The organism is Streptomyces sp. NPDC050738, from assembly GCF_040654175.1.
In the GTDB taxonomy this organism is placed as follows: domain Bacteria; phylum Actinomycetota; class Actinomycetes; order Streptomycetales; family Streptomycetaceae; genus Streptomyces.
Genome location: NZ_JBFAHN010000010.1, coordinates 57,429 through 73,955, shown reverse-complemented (window position 1 = coordinate 73,955; position 16,527 = coordinate 57,429). Strand labels below are relative to the sequence as shown.

The following is a 16,527-nucleotide window of genomic DNA, read 5'->3' as shown; positions in this document are numbered from 1 at the left end:
CCGCAATGACCATGACCATGACCCTCACCACGACACACGCCCGCGTGGCCATGGCGGTCTCCGGCTGGCTGGCCCTCGCGGCGACAGCCGCACCGGCAGGTTCGCCGGTCCGCTGGATTCCGGTGCTGCTCTTCGTCGTCTTCGGCCCCGGCTTCGCCCTGCTCTTCCCGCAGCCCGGCCAACTCCGTCCGGCGGCGAGACTGGAGGCGCTCGCACTGACCGCACCGGTCAGCCTCTCCCTGGCGGCCCTGGTCTCCACCTGCCTCTTCCTGGTGAAGGGCTTCTCGGGTACGTCCTTCCTGGTCTGGCTCGCGGCGTTCACGTCGGTCGCGGCCCTCCTGCCCGGACTGCCGCTGCCCGCGGCGACCAGAGGTGCCATCGAGCGCACCCACAAACCGGTGAAGCGCCGGTGACGGGCCGCCACGCGCTCTTACGGAGCCGCCTCCCGCGCACGTACTCCGCACTGATGCTGCTCGGGGTGGCGGCTCTCCTGGCCGGCCTGGGCGTATGGATCGCCCAGCCGGACGCGAACGGCGACGGCAAACACACGACTCCCAGCGCCAAGCAGCTGCCGCGGAACGCGGCCTCCGGCACCAACCCCACAGGCCGCTGCGCCCCGAACGCGAAACTGGTCCCGGCCTGTGGTGCCTGGTGGGGCGCCTACGTCCCCTACGCGGCGAACGGCTCGCTCACCGACGCGGTGTACGGCTTCGAGTCGAAAATCGGCCGCAAACTGGACCTGCTCTACACGTACCACGACATGTCCAACACCGAACTGGACGGCCAGCTCCTCACCCCCGACGAGCAGGAGCTCGGCAAGGACCGACTCCTCATGCTGGCCTGGGAGTCGACGGTCTGGCGCGAGCCGCACCACGCCAACTACACGGAGGACCAGCTCGGCTGGAAGGACGTGGCGGCGGGGAAGTACGACGCGTCGATCATCGACAAGGGCGCCGAGCGCATCAAGGCGTACGGCAAACGCGTCTTCTTCTCCTTCGACCAGGAGGTCGACGCCCGCATCAAGGAGGGCGCGGGGACCCCGGCCGAATACGTGGCGGCCTACCGCCACATCCACGACCGCTTCAAGGAGCTCGGCGTCACGAACGTCGTCTGGGTCTGGACGGTCTCCGGCTATCTCGACCAGGGCAACGACAAGACGATCAAGTCCCTCTATCCGGGCGACGCCTACGTCGACTGGCTCGGGATGGACCAGTACAACTACTTCGCCTGCCACGACACCTCGGACTGGAAGAACTTCGACCGCAGCCAGCGCCCCACGTACGACTGGCTGAAGGCAGAGATCTCCCCGTCGAAACCCATCATGTTCGCGGAGTTCGCGACGGTCCCGGACCCGGCGGACCCGTCCCGACAGCGCGACTGGTACACCCAGATCCCGACCACGGCCCGCACCCTCCCCGACGCGAAGGCGCTGGTGATGTGGAACAGGTCGGTGCCGGGCAAGGCATGCGATTTGACGGTCAACACGGGGGAGGGACTGGCCGGTTACAAGCAGGCGGGCAAGGACAGCTACTTCAACCAACAGGTCCCGACCCGCTGACAGCGGCTACGGTGCTCCGATGGACACCGCCGCCACATATTGGAACCACAACGCCCACTACTACCCCCTGGTGCTCGCGGCCGTGCCCGAAGGGTGCGGTGCCGCGCTCGACATCGGCTGCGGCGACGGTGTGCTGGTCCGGGGCCTGACGACCCGCGCCAAGACGGCGACGGGCGTGGACCGGCACACGGACATGCTCGCCGAGGCCCGCGCCCACAGCGCGCACCTGCCCACGGCGGCCTTCGCCGAGGCGGACTTCCTGGACCCCGCTCACGCACTCCTGGCCGAGGGAGCCTACGACTTCGTGAGCGCGGTGGCGGTCGTCCACCACGTGGATTTCGAGCAGGCGGTAGGTGCCATGAAGCGCCTCCTGGCCCCGGGCGGACGCCTGGTGATCGTGGGCCTGGCCAATAACGGGACCTGGCTGGACTGGATGATCAGTGCGGCCGGAATCCCGGCCAACCGCATCCTGCGCCGACGCAACGGCGGCGAGTTCGAGGCCGACGGAATGCGCGTCAAGCGGCCCGCCATGACCTGGGGCGAGGTCCGCGGCGAGTCCCGCCGACTGCTCCCCGGCCACCGCTACCGCCGTCACCTCCTCTGGCGCTACTCCCTGGTCTGGGACAAGCCGGGCCCGTAGCGCCGTACGAGCAGCACGGCCCCCGTCACCGCACCCAGCCCCAGGAACACCGGCATCGCCACCACGGCGAACATGCCCTGCGCCGCCCAGCCCGCAACGGCCAGTGCCCACACCGCACTTGCGGTGATCCGCCAGTGCGTCCCCAGCGCCCGCAGCAGTACCGCGACCAGTCCCAGGCAGAGCAGTTGCAGCGCCACCGGCATGATGCGCAGCACTCCGGCCGGGCTGTCCAGGCCCGCCGCCCCGGCGAAGAACGACGCCAGCGTCCCGTGCCAGCGCTCGGAGGCCGGGTACGGGGAGATGCCCACGAAGAGCGGGGCGGTGTGCAGCGCCGTCATGGTCACCAGCAGACCGCTCGTGATCAGCGCGGGGCGGTTCCGGTACAGGGACACCGCCGCGCTGTAGACCACGATCAGCAGCACGGCCGCCGTGAGCGTCACCGGGGGCAGGGCGTCGATCAGCTCCGGGCCCGTGAGGTGCTTGTGGTGCAGGTCGGCGGCGCGGGAGAGCGGGACCCAGAAGAGCCCTGCGGCCAGGCCGAGCAGCAGCCAGAGCGTGTCCGCGAGCAGAGACTCGTCTCTCTCCTCGGGGACCGGAGCAGCCGCGGGGGCGGCATCCGGCGTGCGCGGTTCGTCGGGGACGAAGACCGGTATGCCCATCGCCGGGGTTGCCGTGTCGTGGACGCCGCGCAGGACCAGCGTGTCCCTCGCCCACTGCGTACCGAACTCCGTGGATCGGCCCTCCGCCGTGTCGCGGGCCCAACGGGTGCCGTACGCAGGGGACGCGCGCCCCCCGTCGCGCACCGAACCGGCCGCGAGCGCCCTGCGCAGCCCGACCGCGCAGGCCAGCGCCATCCCCGTCATGCTCGTCAGGACCGCCCAGCCGGCGCCGTTGATGCCGACCTGGCCCAGCAGGATCAGCGTCGAGCCGAGCACCAGCGTGCACATGGCGCCCTGGACGACGGCGAGCGCCCCGGTGCGGCCCTGGACGCGGAGGACGCCGATGTACAGCTCGACGATCACGCGCGGCAGGGCGGCGGCCGCGAGCAGCCGCAGGACCGTCGTGCCGTGCGATGCGTAGTGCTCGCCGAAGGGCTGGAGGATCTGCGGGGCGAAGACGACGAGGAAGACGACGACGGGGATGAGGAGGAACGCCATGCGCCGCAGCGCACCCCGTACGCCTTCCGCCAGTTGGCCCGGGCTGTGCGAGGCGTGCGCGGTGAGGGACGAGGCCATGTTGATGGCCATGTACTCCATCGTCCCGCCGACCGTGTACGCGATGTAGAAGTAGCCGTTCTGCGCGGCCTCGAAGCGGACCGCGACGACCACAGGCACCAGATTGATCATCGCGAGCGAGAAGAGCGCCCCGACCGAGTCGCCGGCCAGGAAGCGCCCGATCTCGCGCAACTGCGGCGGTTCGCGGTCGGCTTCGGCCGCCTCCTGCCGCGGGATGAGCTTGCGGAAGATCAGCCAGCCGAGCGGGAGGACCGAGAGACCGATCGCCGCGGCCCAGGAGACGAAGATGCCCAGGACGGGCAGGGCGGTGGCGAAGACGGCGAGCAGCAGCAGCTTGCCGATGGAGAAGACCGCGTTGCCGACCGGCACCCAGACGGCTTTGCGCAGCCCGGTGAGGACGCCGTCCTGAAGGGTGAGGATCGCCCAGGCGATGCACGACCCGGTGAAGATCAGTCCCGCGGAGATCGTGCCGAGCGGCGCGTACGAAGGCCCCCACAGATCCAGCGTCAGGAAGAAGACCCCGCAGCCGAGGCAGACGACCACCGAACTCGCCGCGTACGCACGCCGTACGAGCATGCCGGTGGACCGGCCCGCCCTCGGTACGTACCGGACGACCGCCCCTATCATCGTCGTCGCCGTGATGGAGGCGAGCAGCCGCATCGCGGCGATGGCCGCCGACCCCTGGCCGACGGCCGCCTCCGTGTAGTAGCGCGCGGCCACCAGCCAGAAGCCGAGGCCGAGTGCGGCCGAGACGCCCGTGGAGAGCATCAGGGCATAGGCGTTACGGAACATCGAGTCGCCACTGGGTGCCTCGGGGGCGGCCTGGGCGGGCGGCTCGGCCTCGGTACCGGACTGCGCCCTGGTCCGGATCGCCTCAGCCACCGTCCGGACCCCGGGCCGGTTCCGCTCCCATGGCGTTCAGCACGGAGATGACCTTCTCCGCCCGCAACGGGTCCACGGGCAGTGCGTGCTGGGCGAACCAGCGGGCCCGGTCGGGCGCGGGCGAGGCATCGGTGAAGTCCGTGCCCGCGTACTCGTCCAGCGGCGGGTCGTAGAGATACCCCACCGTGATCCGGTGCCTGGCGAGCTCGGCGATCGCCGCGTCCCGGTCGGCGACCAGCAGCGGCACCCGGAAGAGCGGCTGCAGGGGGCCGGGCCGCGGCTGCGCCCAGCGCGTCGCCAACAGCCGCCGCGTACCGGCGAGATGGGCGGCGAGCTTCACGTCCAGGCGCCCTGTCAGACGGGCGATCCGACCGAGCCGCACACCCCCGGAGACCAGGCGGTAGTCGTGCATGTCGACCCGTACCCAGGGATCGAAGTCGGTCAGCGACGGCGCGGTGGCGACGGCCTGCTTGAGCGCGTCGGGCCGCAGCGGCATCCGGATCGACTCGCGCTCCTGCATCCCCAGGAGCCTCATGGTGGCGTGCGCGGCGGAGGTCAGCCGCAGTCCGCGGACGAGCGCCTCCGCGTACGGACGGATCGTGTACGCCGCCTCGGCGGTCAGCCGTTGCGGGGCGAGGAGCTCGTCCCTGGCCCGTACGAGCTCGCCCCGCAGCTCCGGATCGGCGATGGCGAGGATGCCGCCGGCCTTCGCGTGCACATGCTTGGAGAGCGAGAAGACGGACGCCTCACCGAAGGAGCCGACCGGGCGGCCGTCGACGGAGGACCCGATCGCATGAGCCGCGTCCTCGATGAGCGGAATGCCCAACTCGTCGCAGCGGGCGCGCAGTTCGGGTGCCCGATCGGGGTTCCCGTACAGATTGGTGGTCAGTACGCAGCCGAGCGAGGACCAGACCTCGTCGGGCACGGCATCCAGGTCGATGGAGCCGTCGCGCGCGTCGAGCGGCGCCTGGACGGGTCTGAGGCCCGCGGCCAGCACCACGAAGAAGATCACGTCGTCGTTGACCGGCGACATCAACACCCGCGCCCCGGGCCGGCACCACTGGCGTAACGCCAGGTACAGCCCGATCCGGCAGGACGGTACGTAGAGACATTCCCGGCCGAGACGGCGGCGCATCGACTGCTCGATCTCCGCTGCCCGGCCGCCCGTTCTCACAACTCCGAGCGCCATGACAAATCCCCCCTGAGCCCCTTGGGTCAAGATGGCTGAAGATGGGGTGATTCGTCAATGACACCTACCGTCCTGTGGATAAGTGACGGAAAAGCCGCGAGAGGGCCGGTCCCGAACACCGGGACCGGCCCTCTCGCGGCACGTGTCGTGTCACTCCTCCAGGGTCAGACCCTTGCGGAGCTTCACCAGCGTGCGCGACAGCAGTCGCGACACGTGCATCTGCGAGATGCCCAGCTCTTCGCCGATCTCCGACTGCGTCATGTTGGCGACGAAGCGCAGCGAGAGGATCTTCCGGTCGCGCGGCGGCAGCCCGGCGATCAGCGGCTTGAGCGACTCGACGTACTCGACGCCTTCGAGGTCGTGGTCCTCGTAGCCGATGCGGTCGGCCAGCGCGCCCTCGGAGTCGTCCTCCTCGGGCTGGGCGTCCAGCGAGCTCGCGGTGTACGCGTTGCTCGCCGACATGCCCTCGACGATCTCTTCCTTCGACAGGTCCAGACGCTCGGCGAGTTCGGCCACTGTGGGGGCGCGGTCGAGCTTCTGCGCGAGTTCGTCACCTGCCTTGGCGAGGTCGAGCCGCAGCTCCTGAAGGCGGCGCGGTACCCGTACCGACCAGGAGGTGTCGCGGAAGAACCGCTTGATCTCGCCGACGATGGTCGGCATGGCGAAGGTCGGGAACTCGACGCCCCTGCTGAGCTCGAAGCGGTCGATCGCCTTGATCAGGCCGATGGTGCCGACCTGGATGATGTCCTCCATCGGCTCGCTGCGGGAGCGGAAGCGCGATGCGGCGAACTTGACCAGCGCGATGTTCAGTTCGACCAGCGTGTTGCGTACGTATGAGTATTCGTGCGTTCCCTCTTCGAGGGAGTCGAGACGTGCGAAGAGCGTCTTCGACAGGGCCCTGGCATCCAGCGGGCCCACCTCGTCGTACGGCGGACTCGGCAGGATCTCGGCGAGATCCTCGAGACTGCTCTCGATCTGGTTGGGCAGGGGGGTCTGGGTAGTCGACGTTTCACTGCGGGATTCGTCGAGCCGGGGTGACATGGGTCTCCTCCATCGTTTTCGGCATATGGCAGCCGGTGCCTCATCCATGGTCCGTGGGTGGTGCGGCGCCTCCAAAGCCGGTCGATGCGATTGCTGTCCCTACTACCCCTACCCGCTTTGCTCAGGCACTTGCAAGTGTCAATTGTCCGAATTGCGAGGCTTATTGGCGTTGATCAGCTACCGGTCCACGTGCAGAAGGCGTAGAGTTCTTCGCACGTCAAGACCACTTACGACAAGGCGAAGAGGACGGGCATGGACCGCGGCACGGTCGGCAGTGCGAACCGGGGCCGACTTCAGGTCGAGAGCCGGACCGAGGGGCTGAGCGAAATCGTCACACCGGCGGGTGAGCTGGATCACCACACCGCCGACCTGCTCAGCGAACCCCTCTCCGCCGCGCTCGACGCAGGCCGCACACGGCTCGTGATCGACTGCTCACAGCTTGAATTCTGCGACTCCACCGGGCTGAACGTGATGCTCGGTGCCCGGCTGCGGGCCGAAGCGGCCGGTGGTGGGGTTCATCTCGCCGGGATGCTTCCGGTGGTGGCCAGGGTGTTCGAGATCACCGGAGCCGAAGCGGTCTTCACCGTTCACGACTCCCTCGAAGATGCCCTCAGCGACGCACTTCCCGAGTGAAATGAGTGTTGTCACCATTCGGTGGGGCAGGAGCCCCCGAAATGACCCGTGAATCGGTGAGGTGAATCGCTGATGAGCACCACCCGGCAGCATCCGCCGGGCGACCTCGGCCCCGAGCCGGACGGCGCCGGTGTCAGTGCGGCTTCCACCCTGCGCACGCTCTCGCTGGAGAACGCGAGCGGCATCGTGCCGCTCGCTCGCGACTTCACCCGCCAGGCGCTGCACGACTGGGGATGGCTGCCCGCTGCCACCGCAGACCGCCGCGCCGCGGCTGAAGACGTGCTACTGGTCGTATCCGAGCTGGTGACCAACGCGTGTCTGCACGCGGAGGGACCCGAGGAGCTCCGCGTCCTCTGCGGCCCGAAGATGCTCCGTCTGGAGGTCACCGACCGCGGCGCGGGCCAGCCCGCACCGCGCACCCCGCACCGGGCCGGGCGGCCAGGCGGCCACGGAATGTTCATCGTGGAGCGGCTCTGCCTGGACTGGGGGGTCGTCCGCACGCCCGGCCGGCCGGGCAAGATGGTGTGGGCGGAGCTTGCCGCGCCCGCATAGCGCGCAACCGCGAATCGCACATTTTTTGAAGGTATGGAGAGCGCGCCGATCCGGTGCGCTCTTTGTCTTCCCCTCACAAGGTCCCCGGCGTACCTTGAGCGCCCAATCTGATGTGTCGTCAGTAACTTATGAGGGGAACTCGAGGTGTCGTACCAGAAGCGGACAGCAATGTCGCTGGCAGCTGCGGTCGCGGGCTCGGTGGTCCTGATGGCCGCCCCGGCCCACGCCGCCGTCATCGACGTCAACTACCAGTGCGATACGCCGATCGGGAAGAAATCCGCGGTGTCGCCCATCGACATCACCAGCGTGAAGAGCGGCAGCGGCTACAAGCTCACGATGTCCTTCAAGAAGGGCGTCTCCTCCAGCCCGCTCGCGCTCGGCAAGGGCGCGATGAAGCCGAGCGCACTGGTGAAGCTGGGCGGCGCGGAGAAGGGCACGGTCGCGGTCTCCGGCCCGGCGAACTCGGAGGAGATACCCGCCAACACCCCCATCAAGATCAGTGACTTGTCGGGTACGTACACGCCGAAGGGCAGCGGCAAGGTCACCTTCACCGCCTCGACCCTGACCATCAAGGCGATGGGCACGACCACCACCTGCACCCCGTCCAACAGCCCGAAGCCGTCGCTGGAACTGACGGTGGCGGGATCGGGCGGCGGAACCACCAGCACCTCCGACTCCGGCTCCGGCTCCGGTTCCGGCGACTCCCTGCCCAAGACCGGCCCGCTGGACTCCGCGGTGGCGCTCGGCACGCTCGGCGGGACGGTCCTGCTGACGGGCGCGGCGGGCGTGCTCTGGCTGACGCGCCGCAACCAGCGGGTCTGACCGGGGAGTTGTCGCTGTGCGTCGTGCTGCACTCCTGGCGTTGTCCCTGCTCATCACCACCCTCACCACCCTCACCACCGTCACCCCGGCTTTTGCCGCGGACCCCCAGTGGACGCTGGCTCCCCGTGGCGAGGGCAGGCCGTACTTCTATCTGGAGGGATCGCCCGGGACCGTACTGCAGGACACGCTGTCCCTGACGAACCCGGGTGCGAAACCGGTGACGGTACGGCTGCGGGGCGCCCAGGGGTACAACACGGCGGAGGGCTCCTTCGCGGTGCGCCCGACCGCCGACAACTGGATCACGCCGCTCGTCACCTCGGCCAAGGTCCCCGCGCACACCCGCGCGGACATCCCCTTCAGCATCACCGTCCCGCCAGGGGCGCAGCCGGGCGACCACCCGGCGGCGGTCGTGGCGACGGCGGCTGGCCGTGAGGTGGGTGTACGGATCCAACTCCGGCTCAGCGGCCCGACGTTGTCGGCACTGACAGTCGAGGACGTCTCGGTCGACAAGGGGGCGGGCCTGATCCGCTACACCCTGGTGAACCGGGGCAACACCACGCTCACCCCGCGCCTCGCGGTCCGCGCGGACGGGATCCTGGGCCGCGTACTGAACCGCCCGGCCCGCACCCTCCCGCTGGAACTCCTCCCGTCCCAGCGGGTGAAGCGCACCGAGAAGTGGCCGGGGACGCCGCTGCTCGACTCGGTGGACGTAATCCTGACGGCGACGGCGGACGACGCGACCCCTGCGCAGGGCACCGCTTCGGCGACGTTCGTGCCGTGGGGGCTGCTGGCGGGAGCGGGGCTTCTGGTCGCGGGGGCGGCGGGGGGTGCGACCTGGTACGTACGCAGGCGAAGGCGCACTCCGGATCAACCGCAGGCCCCTGAAAGGGAATTGGCAGAGACGGGAGCAGCAACATGAACAGGCACTTCCGGCTCACCCCGGGCAGCACCTTCGGTTCGGGCAAGATCAAGCCTCTCCGGCGATCGAGGAGCGGGGTCCGGGGCGGAGCCCCAGGATCGACAGGGGGCAGGACCGTGGCCCGGCTCCGCGCAGCGGCCGCCCTGCCCCTGATCCTGGCCCTCCTCACCGCCCTGGCGACCATCACGCTGCCCGCCGCCAAGGCGCACGCCGCCGACGCCCCCACCGTCACCCTCTCCGCCCCACAGGCCGGCAAGGGCGGCGACATCACCGTCTCCGGCAAGGGCTGGCGCCCCAACACCCTTCTCGCGATGCTGGTCTGCGGCCAGTCCGACCTCGCCCGTGGCGTGATCGGCGGCACCAACTCCTGTGCCAACGCGGACGGCCGCGCCGTCACCACCGACGCGAAGGGCGCCTTCTCCAAGAAGATGCCGGTCTCCGAGCCCCCGAAGCCCTGCCCCTGCGTGGTGCACGTGGCGACGGTCACCGGCCAAGCGGTCGCCAAGGACGCCGTGTTCAAGGTCGCGGGACACCCCACGGCCCCTCTGCCCTCGGCCACCACCGGCGGCAAGCTGAGCGTCCTGGCCGCCCCCCGGCTGGAGGGCTCCAGCGGAATCCTGACCTGGTTCGGCGCCCCGCCCACCCGCAAACTGGTCTTCACCGCGGGCAACCTCGGCTCGGCCCCGCTCAAGGACCCGGTGTTCCAACTGGCCACCACCCACGGCGTGTTCGCCCCCAACTGGGAAGAGCAGCAGTGGCACGGCACCATCGCCCCCGGCGGCAAGGCGGAGATCAGACTCGACGTCCAGCTCGCGGCCGGGACGCACGGCGACTACCAGGTCGCGCTGAAGTACGGCTCCACGGTGGTCATCGAGGAGCCATGGGGGGTCGGCCGCCCCTGGGGCGTCACGTTCTTCTGGATCCTGCTCTGCCTGGTGGTACCCACGGCGGTCTTCCGCATCGGCATGGCGATCGTCGACCGCGTACGGCCGAAGGGCGCGGGCCGTCACAGGACAGGACGCCTGGCCGAACTGACCGTAAAACTCCCGAAGTTCCGCGTTCCGGAGAAGGCGAAGGCGAGGGATCAGCGCCGGCCGGCCCCCCTCGCCCCCTCTCCGGAGGCGACCTCTACCACCACGGTTCTGCCGTGGTTCACCCCGGACACCGCACCGTCTGAGACCCATCCGACGACGAAGGGAAACACGTGATCAGCCAACGGAGGATGAGCGCGGCGGGAGTCGCACTGATGCTCGGCGGCGCGGGGATCCTGCTGGCCGCCAGTCCCGCTCAGGCCGCAGAGGTCGCGTTCAAGACCGAGTGCATACCACCATCGATCTCCGGCCTTCCACCGGTGCAGGGCACGACAAAAGTAGAGATCACGGCACCCGCGACGGCCAAGGTCGGCGACGAGGTGGACGTGGTCTGGAAGACGACACAGGCCGCTTCCAGCAACCCGGACGTCCTCGACCTCGACAAGGACACGGTCCTGCCGACCGGCACGATCAAGGTGGCGGGAGCCCAGGCGTCGGACCTCGGGGTCACCGGCACCCGTACGAACCCGGCCATCCCCAAGAAGAGCCCGATGGTGCTCTCCGACATGAAGGGCAAGCTGAAACTGACGAAGGCCGGCGACGTCACGCTCACGGCCGACAAGTACAACATCAACGTCTCCAAGCCGATCTCGACCGACACCAAGTGCTCACCGAAGGAGACGGTGCAGAAGTCGGTGACGATCAAGGTCGCGGACGGCGGTGGCGGCACGACGGGCGGCACGACCGGCGGCACAACGGGAGGCACCACCGGCGGGACGACCGGCGGGACGACTGGCGGCACCACCGGCGGCTCCACAGGTGGCACCACAGCGGGCGGCAGCACCACCGGCGGATCCGGCGGCGCGACCGACTTCCCGGGCAAGACGGTCACCACCGGCTTCGCCTGCACCTCGCCCGGCCCCGCCAAGATCGACGGCACGGCGACCATCAACGCCAAGGCGAACGGCGGCAGTTACGACCTCACGGTGAAGACGGGCAAGGGCGTCATGGACAGCCCCGCACCGCTTCCCGCAGGCGCCCTGAAGCCCTCCATGGTGGTCAAGATCGGCGGCGCGGACAAGGGCTCGGTCAAGGTCGAGGGTGCCCCCAACAAGGAGGCACTGAACGCAGGTGACCCGGTCTCGCTCAACGACATGACGGGCACCTACAAGCCCGGAGCGGACGGCAAGGCCACCGTCAGCCCCGGCGACCTGACGATCGTCGTCAAGCTGAGCCCCTCGGCCGACCCGATCACGATCCCCTGCAAGGCGACGAAGACCGGCGTCTCCCTGACGCTCGACGTCAAGAAGCAGGCGGGCGGCGTCTCCGGCGGTACGTCCTCGGGCGCCACCGGCGGCGGCACAGCCTCAGGCGGCCTGGCAGCAACCGGCGCAGACGACCACGGCGCCCTCCAGGCCCTGGGCCTGGTGGCCGGCACGGTGATCCTGCTGGGCGGCGCGGTGTTCACCTTCACCCCGTGGCGGCGGCTGCGCGGAACGCGCTGACCCTCGTACGACAGCACAGCAACGCGCCCACTTCGCCCCGTCGAGCTGAACCATCTCGACGGGGCGAAGCCGCAACGCAAGGGCGCGGCTCGGTCACCGGTCGACCGCCCAGTGCGCGTCCGCGGGCCAAGCCCCTCTGCCGACGATGTGGTCGATGATCCTGAACGCTTCTTCAAGCGGCACGGTGTCCACGTCCGGGTATGCGTCGTCCTGCCCATTGGACAGAACGAAACCGTCGCTCGATCCCGCAGCTCCAGGGGCGACGGCGTGCTCGCCGACATCATCCTGATGGTCCATCAACACCACCATCGCACGCTCGGAGTTGGTCACGAAGGCCAACTTGCGGCCGGACGAGCTGGTCAGCCACGTCTCGAGCTGCCCTTCGCCGATCCTCGTCCGGAGGGTCCCCAGAACCACCTGCACAGCGCTGCCGTCATCGACAGCCCAGGACTCGATCATGAGCACGACGATCCCACAGACGGATCTGCGGGACAGCCCGGTGTACCGCCTTCTACTCAGTGTCCGCGTCTCCCAGGGTCGCGGGGCGAGTCGCATCTCTGCGTAGTCTGCGTACTCGCGGGATGGCGGCTCGGCCAGGTCCATTCTGTGGCATCGGACGAATCGGCTCCACAGGGGAACCTTCCAGGCCGTCCACGGCAGCCATACCGGGCAGCATGGCTTCGGCTGGGGCTGCAGGGCGCGGGGCGGCGGTGTGAGATGGCGGCTCGAGCACCCCACGGCGCGACAGTTCAGCGACGTTGATCAGCGGGCTGACCAGGATGCGGTTGAGTAAGGCTGCTTGGGCGGGTTCGAGCCGGGTGAGATGACGCAACACATGGAGGATTTCGAGGAGTTCGGCACTCCACTCGGGGCGCCATCGGTCACTGCGCATGCGGTCGAGATCGCTGCCGACTCTCCCCGCGGGTTTGCTGCTGCGGGCTGTGAACCAGTGGTCGAGGACTTTGCGGTGGCCGACCTCGTAGTCCCGCATCCGTTTATCGACTCCGGTGAAGCTTCCTGTGCCGATGGACAGGATCTCGTGTTCGGCCTCATACGCGAGGCTGTCAGGCAGGGGCGTCGGCGAGATGCGCGAGACGTAGGTGATCTCGGAGAGGGCGGCACGGCGCACCCCCGACGATTCGGGTGGCCGGTCTTCGGCTACGTCCGCGTACCGTTCCCCAAATGTGGATGCCCAGATCACACGGCGTCCGATACGGACCGCTTCCCACCACAGGTCCCGATCGGCGGTGAGAGGTAGGCGTACACCGGGAGAGTTGAGGTCATCGGCGAAGGTCTCGGTGAATGCAGGGTGAGCGGTGACCGCGGCGATGTACGCCAGAAGGTCTTCTGCGGATACCTGTGCAAGCCCGTAGGAGTTGGCCAGGTGCTCCAGGAGGCCAGGTGCCGTGTTCGGGGTGCCGTCCGCGTGGCATAGCGGCAGGACCCGGCCTCCGTTGTTGTTGAAACAGTGCACGTCAGGAACCAGTGACGTAAACATCAAGGCAGGGCCCGAAGCGATGGGTTGTTGGTGCTGCTCAACGACATATACCTGGCGCTCGCCATGGGCCTGCCAGAGATCTGGTCGTGGGTAATCGATGGCACGGCCATCGGGGATCAGCCACTGCCGGTCGAAGCTGCGGCGCGCGACGCGAACAGGTTCCGGGCAGGCGCTCCGTTCGATACTGAGAGGCCTCTGCGGTGCGGAGTTTCCGGGGAACGCTTGTACAGACCTGTCTACTTTCCTGTCCCTTGTTTCCTTGAACAGTTCCCCTTTGACGATGGGGTCAGACTCATGGATGAGCCGCTCCCAGCGCCGACGCAGTAGCTCAGGATCGGGCCCGACGACCCACGTTCGATTCGGGTTGAAGCCCGGCTTGTGCCACGGCAGCAGTGCCCCGAGTGCTGGGAAGTCGTCCCACCCTCCAGCAGAGGCAGGAGTGAACGGCGCATGCCAGTCGGTGCGGGCTGTCTGCCACCCGGGCCCGTCAATGACCAGTCCCTTCAGCTGCTGGAGCTTCTCTGCCCGGCTGCCGTGGAGGGCCACGTAATGCACGGGGGCCGGCTGCTGCGGATCCTCATCGCGTCGTCGTACGAAGACGGCGATGGCCAGTTCCCGCTGCACCCCAGGAAAGAACCGGGTCTGCACCGGCGGCTGCTTGCCCTCCGGGGTGAGGTCGATGATCCAGCCTTCGCTGCAGGTGCTCCGCAGGTACTCGCGCATCCCCTTGAAAGCAGGCCCGCGCAGAAATCCGGCCGTGGAGATGAAGCTGACGACTCCCTGTTGGTGCTCGGGGGAGTGCTGTTCGAAGACCTTGTGAGTCGCCCAGCGCCAGAAGTACACGTAGAGGTTCTTGAGTTTGTTCTCGTGGAGGCCGTTCTTTCCGCCGAGCCTGAACCGGTCGAGCAGCGGAGGTCCATGCCCTTCCGATCCCCACTCGATCCAACCGCCCTCGCCTTGGGCCCGTTCGCGGTCGGGGGGATTTCCGATGACGACGGTGACGCGTTCCTCGCGCTTGATTTCATTCGCGGCCTCGGCATCCATGCGCAGGGGGGCCATGGCGGCACCGCCCATTTTGAAGAGCGTAGTCGGGTGCCAAGGGTCGGCCAGGGTGTCGGTCAGGTGGAGGCGTAGGTCACGAAGTCCGATGTCGGCATCATGTGCACGGAGGGTCTGCGCGATCCGCATCTGGGCCACTGCGTAGGCGGCCATCTGTTTCTCGAATCCGATGAGCCGATGGGCGAGTTCCTCTACGGCCTCCGCTCGGAAGCCGAGGTTGCCGCCCGAGGATCGCCGCTCGGCGACGAGTCCGATGACCGAGCTCAGGAACGTGCCCGTGCCCATGGCCGGATCGATGATCGCGACACGTTCGTCGGCGAAGCCTTCAGGGCAGTCGAGCTTCATCCGCAGGATCTCGTCGACGAGGCGGACCATTTCATCGACGAGAGGAGCAGGCGTGTAGTACGTGCCTGACGCTTTGCGGAGATCTGGGTCGTACACCTGCAGGAAGTGCTCGTAGAGATGGATTGGGGCATCGGGTTCGCGACTGAGCACTGCTGCCCAGTCGACTGCGTCGATGACGCGGGCGAGCATGTCGAGACTGTTGTTGAACTGGTCCCCGACGTGATCGGTGAGGATCTGCAGTGCCCGCCCCATGACGGTGTGATCGGAACCGAGTAGCCGACCGACGTCGTGCAGGCTGTGCTCGGCCAGAGAAATGCCGTCGGCGCGGGCGAGGAGCATTGCAAAGGTCACGGTCTGCGCGTACCGGTCAGCGAAGGCGATGTGCGGGTCACGTTCATCGGTCCGTGGGAAGAGGACGTGCTCCCATGTCTCGGCCAGCTCGCTGAAGGGTCGCTCCTGTCGGCGCTGTGTTCCACCGAACTTCTTCTCTGCCTCGAGGCAGTGCCGCACTTCGGCGCGGAGAAGTCGACACAGCGGAGCGACCGAACTCACCAACTGGCCTACAGAGCGCACTGGTTCGGGCTGCCAGCTTAGGAAGTCACGGAGTAGGCGCTCGAAGGCCGCGCCCGTCGAATCCGGTGCGTGAAGCCGGCGTCCCGCGCGATACAGGTCCTCGGCCAGGTGGACGGTCTCGCCGTGCTGCTGCCCGAGACGGTAGAGAAACCAGTTCTGCCCATTGGTGTAGATCAAGTTGGGTAACCGGGACATGCCCTCCCACTGCTTGCGGTCATTACCGCGCAGCGCGCTCGGGCTGATGTTGGTCTTCCCTGGGCTCTTCAACTCGACGTAGCCGACAATCCGATGTCTGTCGTGCCCGACGCGCGCCGCGAGATCCGGCCGGATCCCGAGGTCGGGCCGTCGGGCCTCGGGATGCAGATGCAGATCGAGGCCGAGATGCACGGCGGCTTTCGTCAGCAAGTCCTCGACCGGTCGGCGGATGGCTGCTTCGTCCTCGGCGACCTCGCCGAGGATCTGTCTGCACGCAGCCCCGAACTCAGAGACGATCTCGTCGATCCATGAGCCTTTGCCGGTCGTCATACCCGCCGCCCCCTGCAGGTCCATCCCGGAGTCCCCGAATCATTCACGGTAGGTAATGAGACGCTCACCGTCGAGAGGGCGTGGTGTGGTGAGTTGCACTTCCGATGCCGGGCATCGCCGTGGGTGCCACTCGATCGGCCCGATTGCCATACGCTGCCCTGCGGAAATGTGAGGGCATGCTCTTGCGAAGCCCGCTTCTGAACAGTGCGTTCGCCGCGTGCTCCCTCCTGGCGCTCGCCTCGCCCAGCGCCGCGAGCCCTGCTCGAAATCCTGCACCGTCAGTGGGTGGTCAGGATTCCCCCTGCTTCGAGCACGCGATGAAGGAGCATCCTCGCGAGGACTGGACCTGCGTAGAAGACACCTTGACCCTGCTCGGGCCCACCCCTGCAGGGGGCCTTGGACCGCTTAGTTCCTCGCACATCGTCCGCCCCCGCCACCTTGACGCGTTGAGGGCGTCCGACCGGATCGACGACTACCACTCGAACAGAAACGAGGCGATCTACGCGCTACTGGGCCGACG

General features: G+C 68.3%; 14 protein-coding genes. 9 read left to right on the top strand and 5 right to left on the bottom strand.

Annotated elements, in window-relative coordinates:
- Window positions 1-5 precede the first annotated feature (5 nt).
- Genes AB0H78_RS24690 through AB0H78_RS24680 form a run of 3 tightly spaced genes read left to right on the top strand, consistent with a single transcriptional unit; the run spans window position 6 to window position 2,198 of the window.
- The gene (locus AB0H78_RS24690) at window positions 6-413 is read left to right on the top strand and encodes a hypothetical protein (RefSeq protein ID WP_363236730.1); all 408 of its coding nucleotides are present in this window, start codon (window positions 6-8) and stop codon (window positions 411-413) included.
- A complete protein-coding gene (locus AB0H78_RS24685; protein ID WP_363236729.1) occupies window positions 410-1,558 on the top strand; it encodes a glycosyl hydrolase in 1,149 nt (382 codons plus the stop codon). The genes AB0H78_RS24690 and AB0H78_RS24685 overlap by 4 nt, the downstream gene beginning before the upstream one ends.
- A 19-nt stretch (window positions 1,559-1,577) precedes the next feature.
- Entirely contained in the window at window positions 1,578-2,198 is a 621-nt protein-coding gene (locus AB0H78_RS24680) for a methyltransferase domain-containing protein (protein ID WP_363236728.1), read from the top strand.
- Here AB0H78_RS24680 and AB0H78_RS24675 read toward each other — a convergent pair.
- From AB0H78_RS24675 to AB0H78_RS24665, 3 genes are all read right to left on the bottom strand, one after another.
- Window positions 2,165-4,315, bottom strand: a complete 2,151-nt coding sequence (locus AB0H78_RS24675; protein ID WP_363236727.1) for a lipopolysaccharide biosynthesis protein — start codon at window positions 4,313-4,315, stop codon at window positions 2,165-2,167. The two genes, AB0H78_RS24680 and AB0H78_RS24675, sit on opposite strands and share 34 nt — an antisense overlap.
- Window positions 4,308-5,504: a DegT/DnrJ/EryC1/StrS family aminotransferase gene (locus AB0H78_RS24670; RefSeq protein ID WP_363236726.1), complete on the bottom strand. Its 1,197-nt coding sequence runs from the start codon at window positions 5,502-5,504 to the stop codon at window positions 4,308-4,310. Before AB0H78_RS24670 ends, AB0H78_RS24675 begins: the two co-directional genes overlap by 8 nt.
- 150 nt (window positions 5,505-5,654) lie before the next feature.
- Window positions 5,655-6,545 (bottom strand): RNA polymerase sigma factor SigF, encoded by an 891-nt coding sequence (locus AB0H78_RS24665; protein ID WP_363236725.1) that lies wholly within the window; start codon window positions 6,543-6,545, stop codon window positions 5,655-5,657.
- 252 nt (window positions 6,546-6,797) lie between these two features.
- Here AB0H78_RS24665 and AB0H78_RS24660 point away from each other — a divergent pair, with 252 nt between their 5' ends.
- The 6 genes from AB0H78_RS24660 (at window position 6,798) to AB0H78_RS24635 (ending at window position 12,007) form a co-directional block, all read left to right on the top strand.
- Entirely contained in the window at window positions 6,798-7,178 is a 381-nt protein-coding gene (locus tag AB0H78_RS24660; protein WP_363236724.1) for an STAS domain-containing protein, read from the top strand.
- Window positions 7,179-7,250: 72 nt separating this feature from the next.
- Window positions 7,251-7,730: an ATP-binding protein gene (locus tag AB0H78_RS24655; protein ID WP_363236723.1), complete on the top strand. Its 480-nt coding sequence runs from the start codon at window positions 7,251-7,253 to the stop codon at window positions 7,728-7,730.
- A 144-nt stretch (window positions 7,731-7,874) separates the two neighbouring features.
- A complete protein-coding gene (locus AB0H78_RS24650; RefSeq protein ID WP_363236722.1) occupies window positions 7,875-8,552 on the top strand; it encodes a peptidase in 678 nt (225 codons plus the stop codon).
- A gap of 16 nt (window positions 8,553-8,568) precedes the next feature.
- Complete coding sequence (locus tag AB0H78_RS24645) at window positions 8,569-9,471, top strand: hypothetical protein (protein ID WP_363236721.1); 903 nt, start codon at window positions 8,569-8,571, stop codon at window positions 9,469-9,471.
- A gap of 116 nt (window positions 9,472-9,587) precedes the next feature.
- Entirely contained in the window at window positions 9,588-10,679 is a 1,092-nt protein-coding gene (locus AB0H78_RS24640; protein WP_363236720.1) for a hypothetical protein, read from the top strand.
- 14 nt (window positions 10,680-10,693) lie between these two features.
- Window positions 10,694-12,007, top strand: coding sequence for a hypothetical protein (locus tag AB0H78_RS24635; protein ID WP_363236719.1), 1,314 nt, complete (start codon window positions 10,694-10,696; stop codon window positions 12,005-12,007).
- 93 nt (window positions 12,008-12,100) lie between these two features.
- Here AB0H78_RS24635 and AB0H78_RS24630 read toward each other — a convergent pair whose 3' ends face one another.
- A complete protein-coding gene (locus tag AB0H78_RS24630; RefSeq protein ID WP_363236718.1) occupies window positions 12,101-12,466 on the bottom strand; it encodes a hypothetical protein in 366 nt (121 codons plus the stop codon).
- A 52-nt stretch (window positions 12,467-12,518) separates the two neighbouring features.
- Complete coding sequence (locus AB0H78_RS24625) at window positions 12,519-16,031, bottom strand: type ISP restriction/modification enzyme (RefSeq protein ID WP_363236717.1); 3,513 nt, start codon at window positions 16,029-16,031, stop codon at window positions 12,519-12,521.
- Window positions 16,032-16,527: the final 496 nt, after the last annotated feature.

Bases quoted from the DNA above. Each gene is read 5' to 3' on its own strand.
- AB0H78_RS24630 (WP_363236718.1), bottom strand. From the start codon at position 12,466: ATGATCGAGTCCTGGGCTGTCGATGACGGCAGCGCTGTGCAGGTGGTT.
- AB0H78_RS24625 (WP_363236717.1), bottom strand. From the start codon at position 16,031: ATGGACCTGCAGGGGGCGGCGGGTATGACGACCGGCAAAGGCTCATGG.
- AB0H78_RS24660 (WP_363236724.1), top strand. From the start codon at position 6,798: ATGGACCGCGGCACGGTCGGCAGTGCGAACCGGGGCCGACTTCAGGTC.
- AB0H78_RS24670 (WP_363236726.1), bottom strand. From the start codon at position 5,504: ATGGCGCTCGGAGTTGTGAGAACGGGCGGCCGGGCAGCGGAGATCGAG.
- AB0H78_RS24635 (WP_363236719.1), top strand. From the start codon at position 10,694: ATGAGCGCGGCGGGAGTCGCACTGATGCTCGGCGGCGCGGGGATCCTG.
- AB0H78_RS24680 (WP_363236728.1), top strand. From the start codon at position 1,578: ATGGACACCGCCGCCACATATTGGAACCACAACGCCCACTACTACCCC.
- AB0H78_RS24655 (WP_363236723.1), top strand. From the start codon at position 7,251: ATGAGCACCACCCGGCAGCATCCGCCGGGCGACCTCGGCCCCGAGCCG.
- AB0H78_RS24690 (WP_363236730.1), top strand. From the start codon at position 6: ATGACCATGACCATGACCCTCACCACGACACACGCCCGCGTGGCCATG.
- AB0H78_RS24665 (WP_363236725.1), bottom strand. From the start codon at position 6,545: ATGTCACCCCGGCTCGACGAATCCCGCAGTGAAACGTCGACTACCCAG.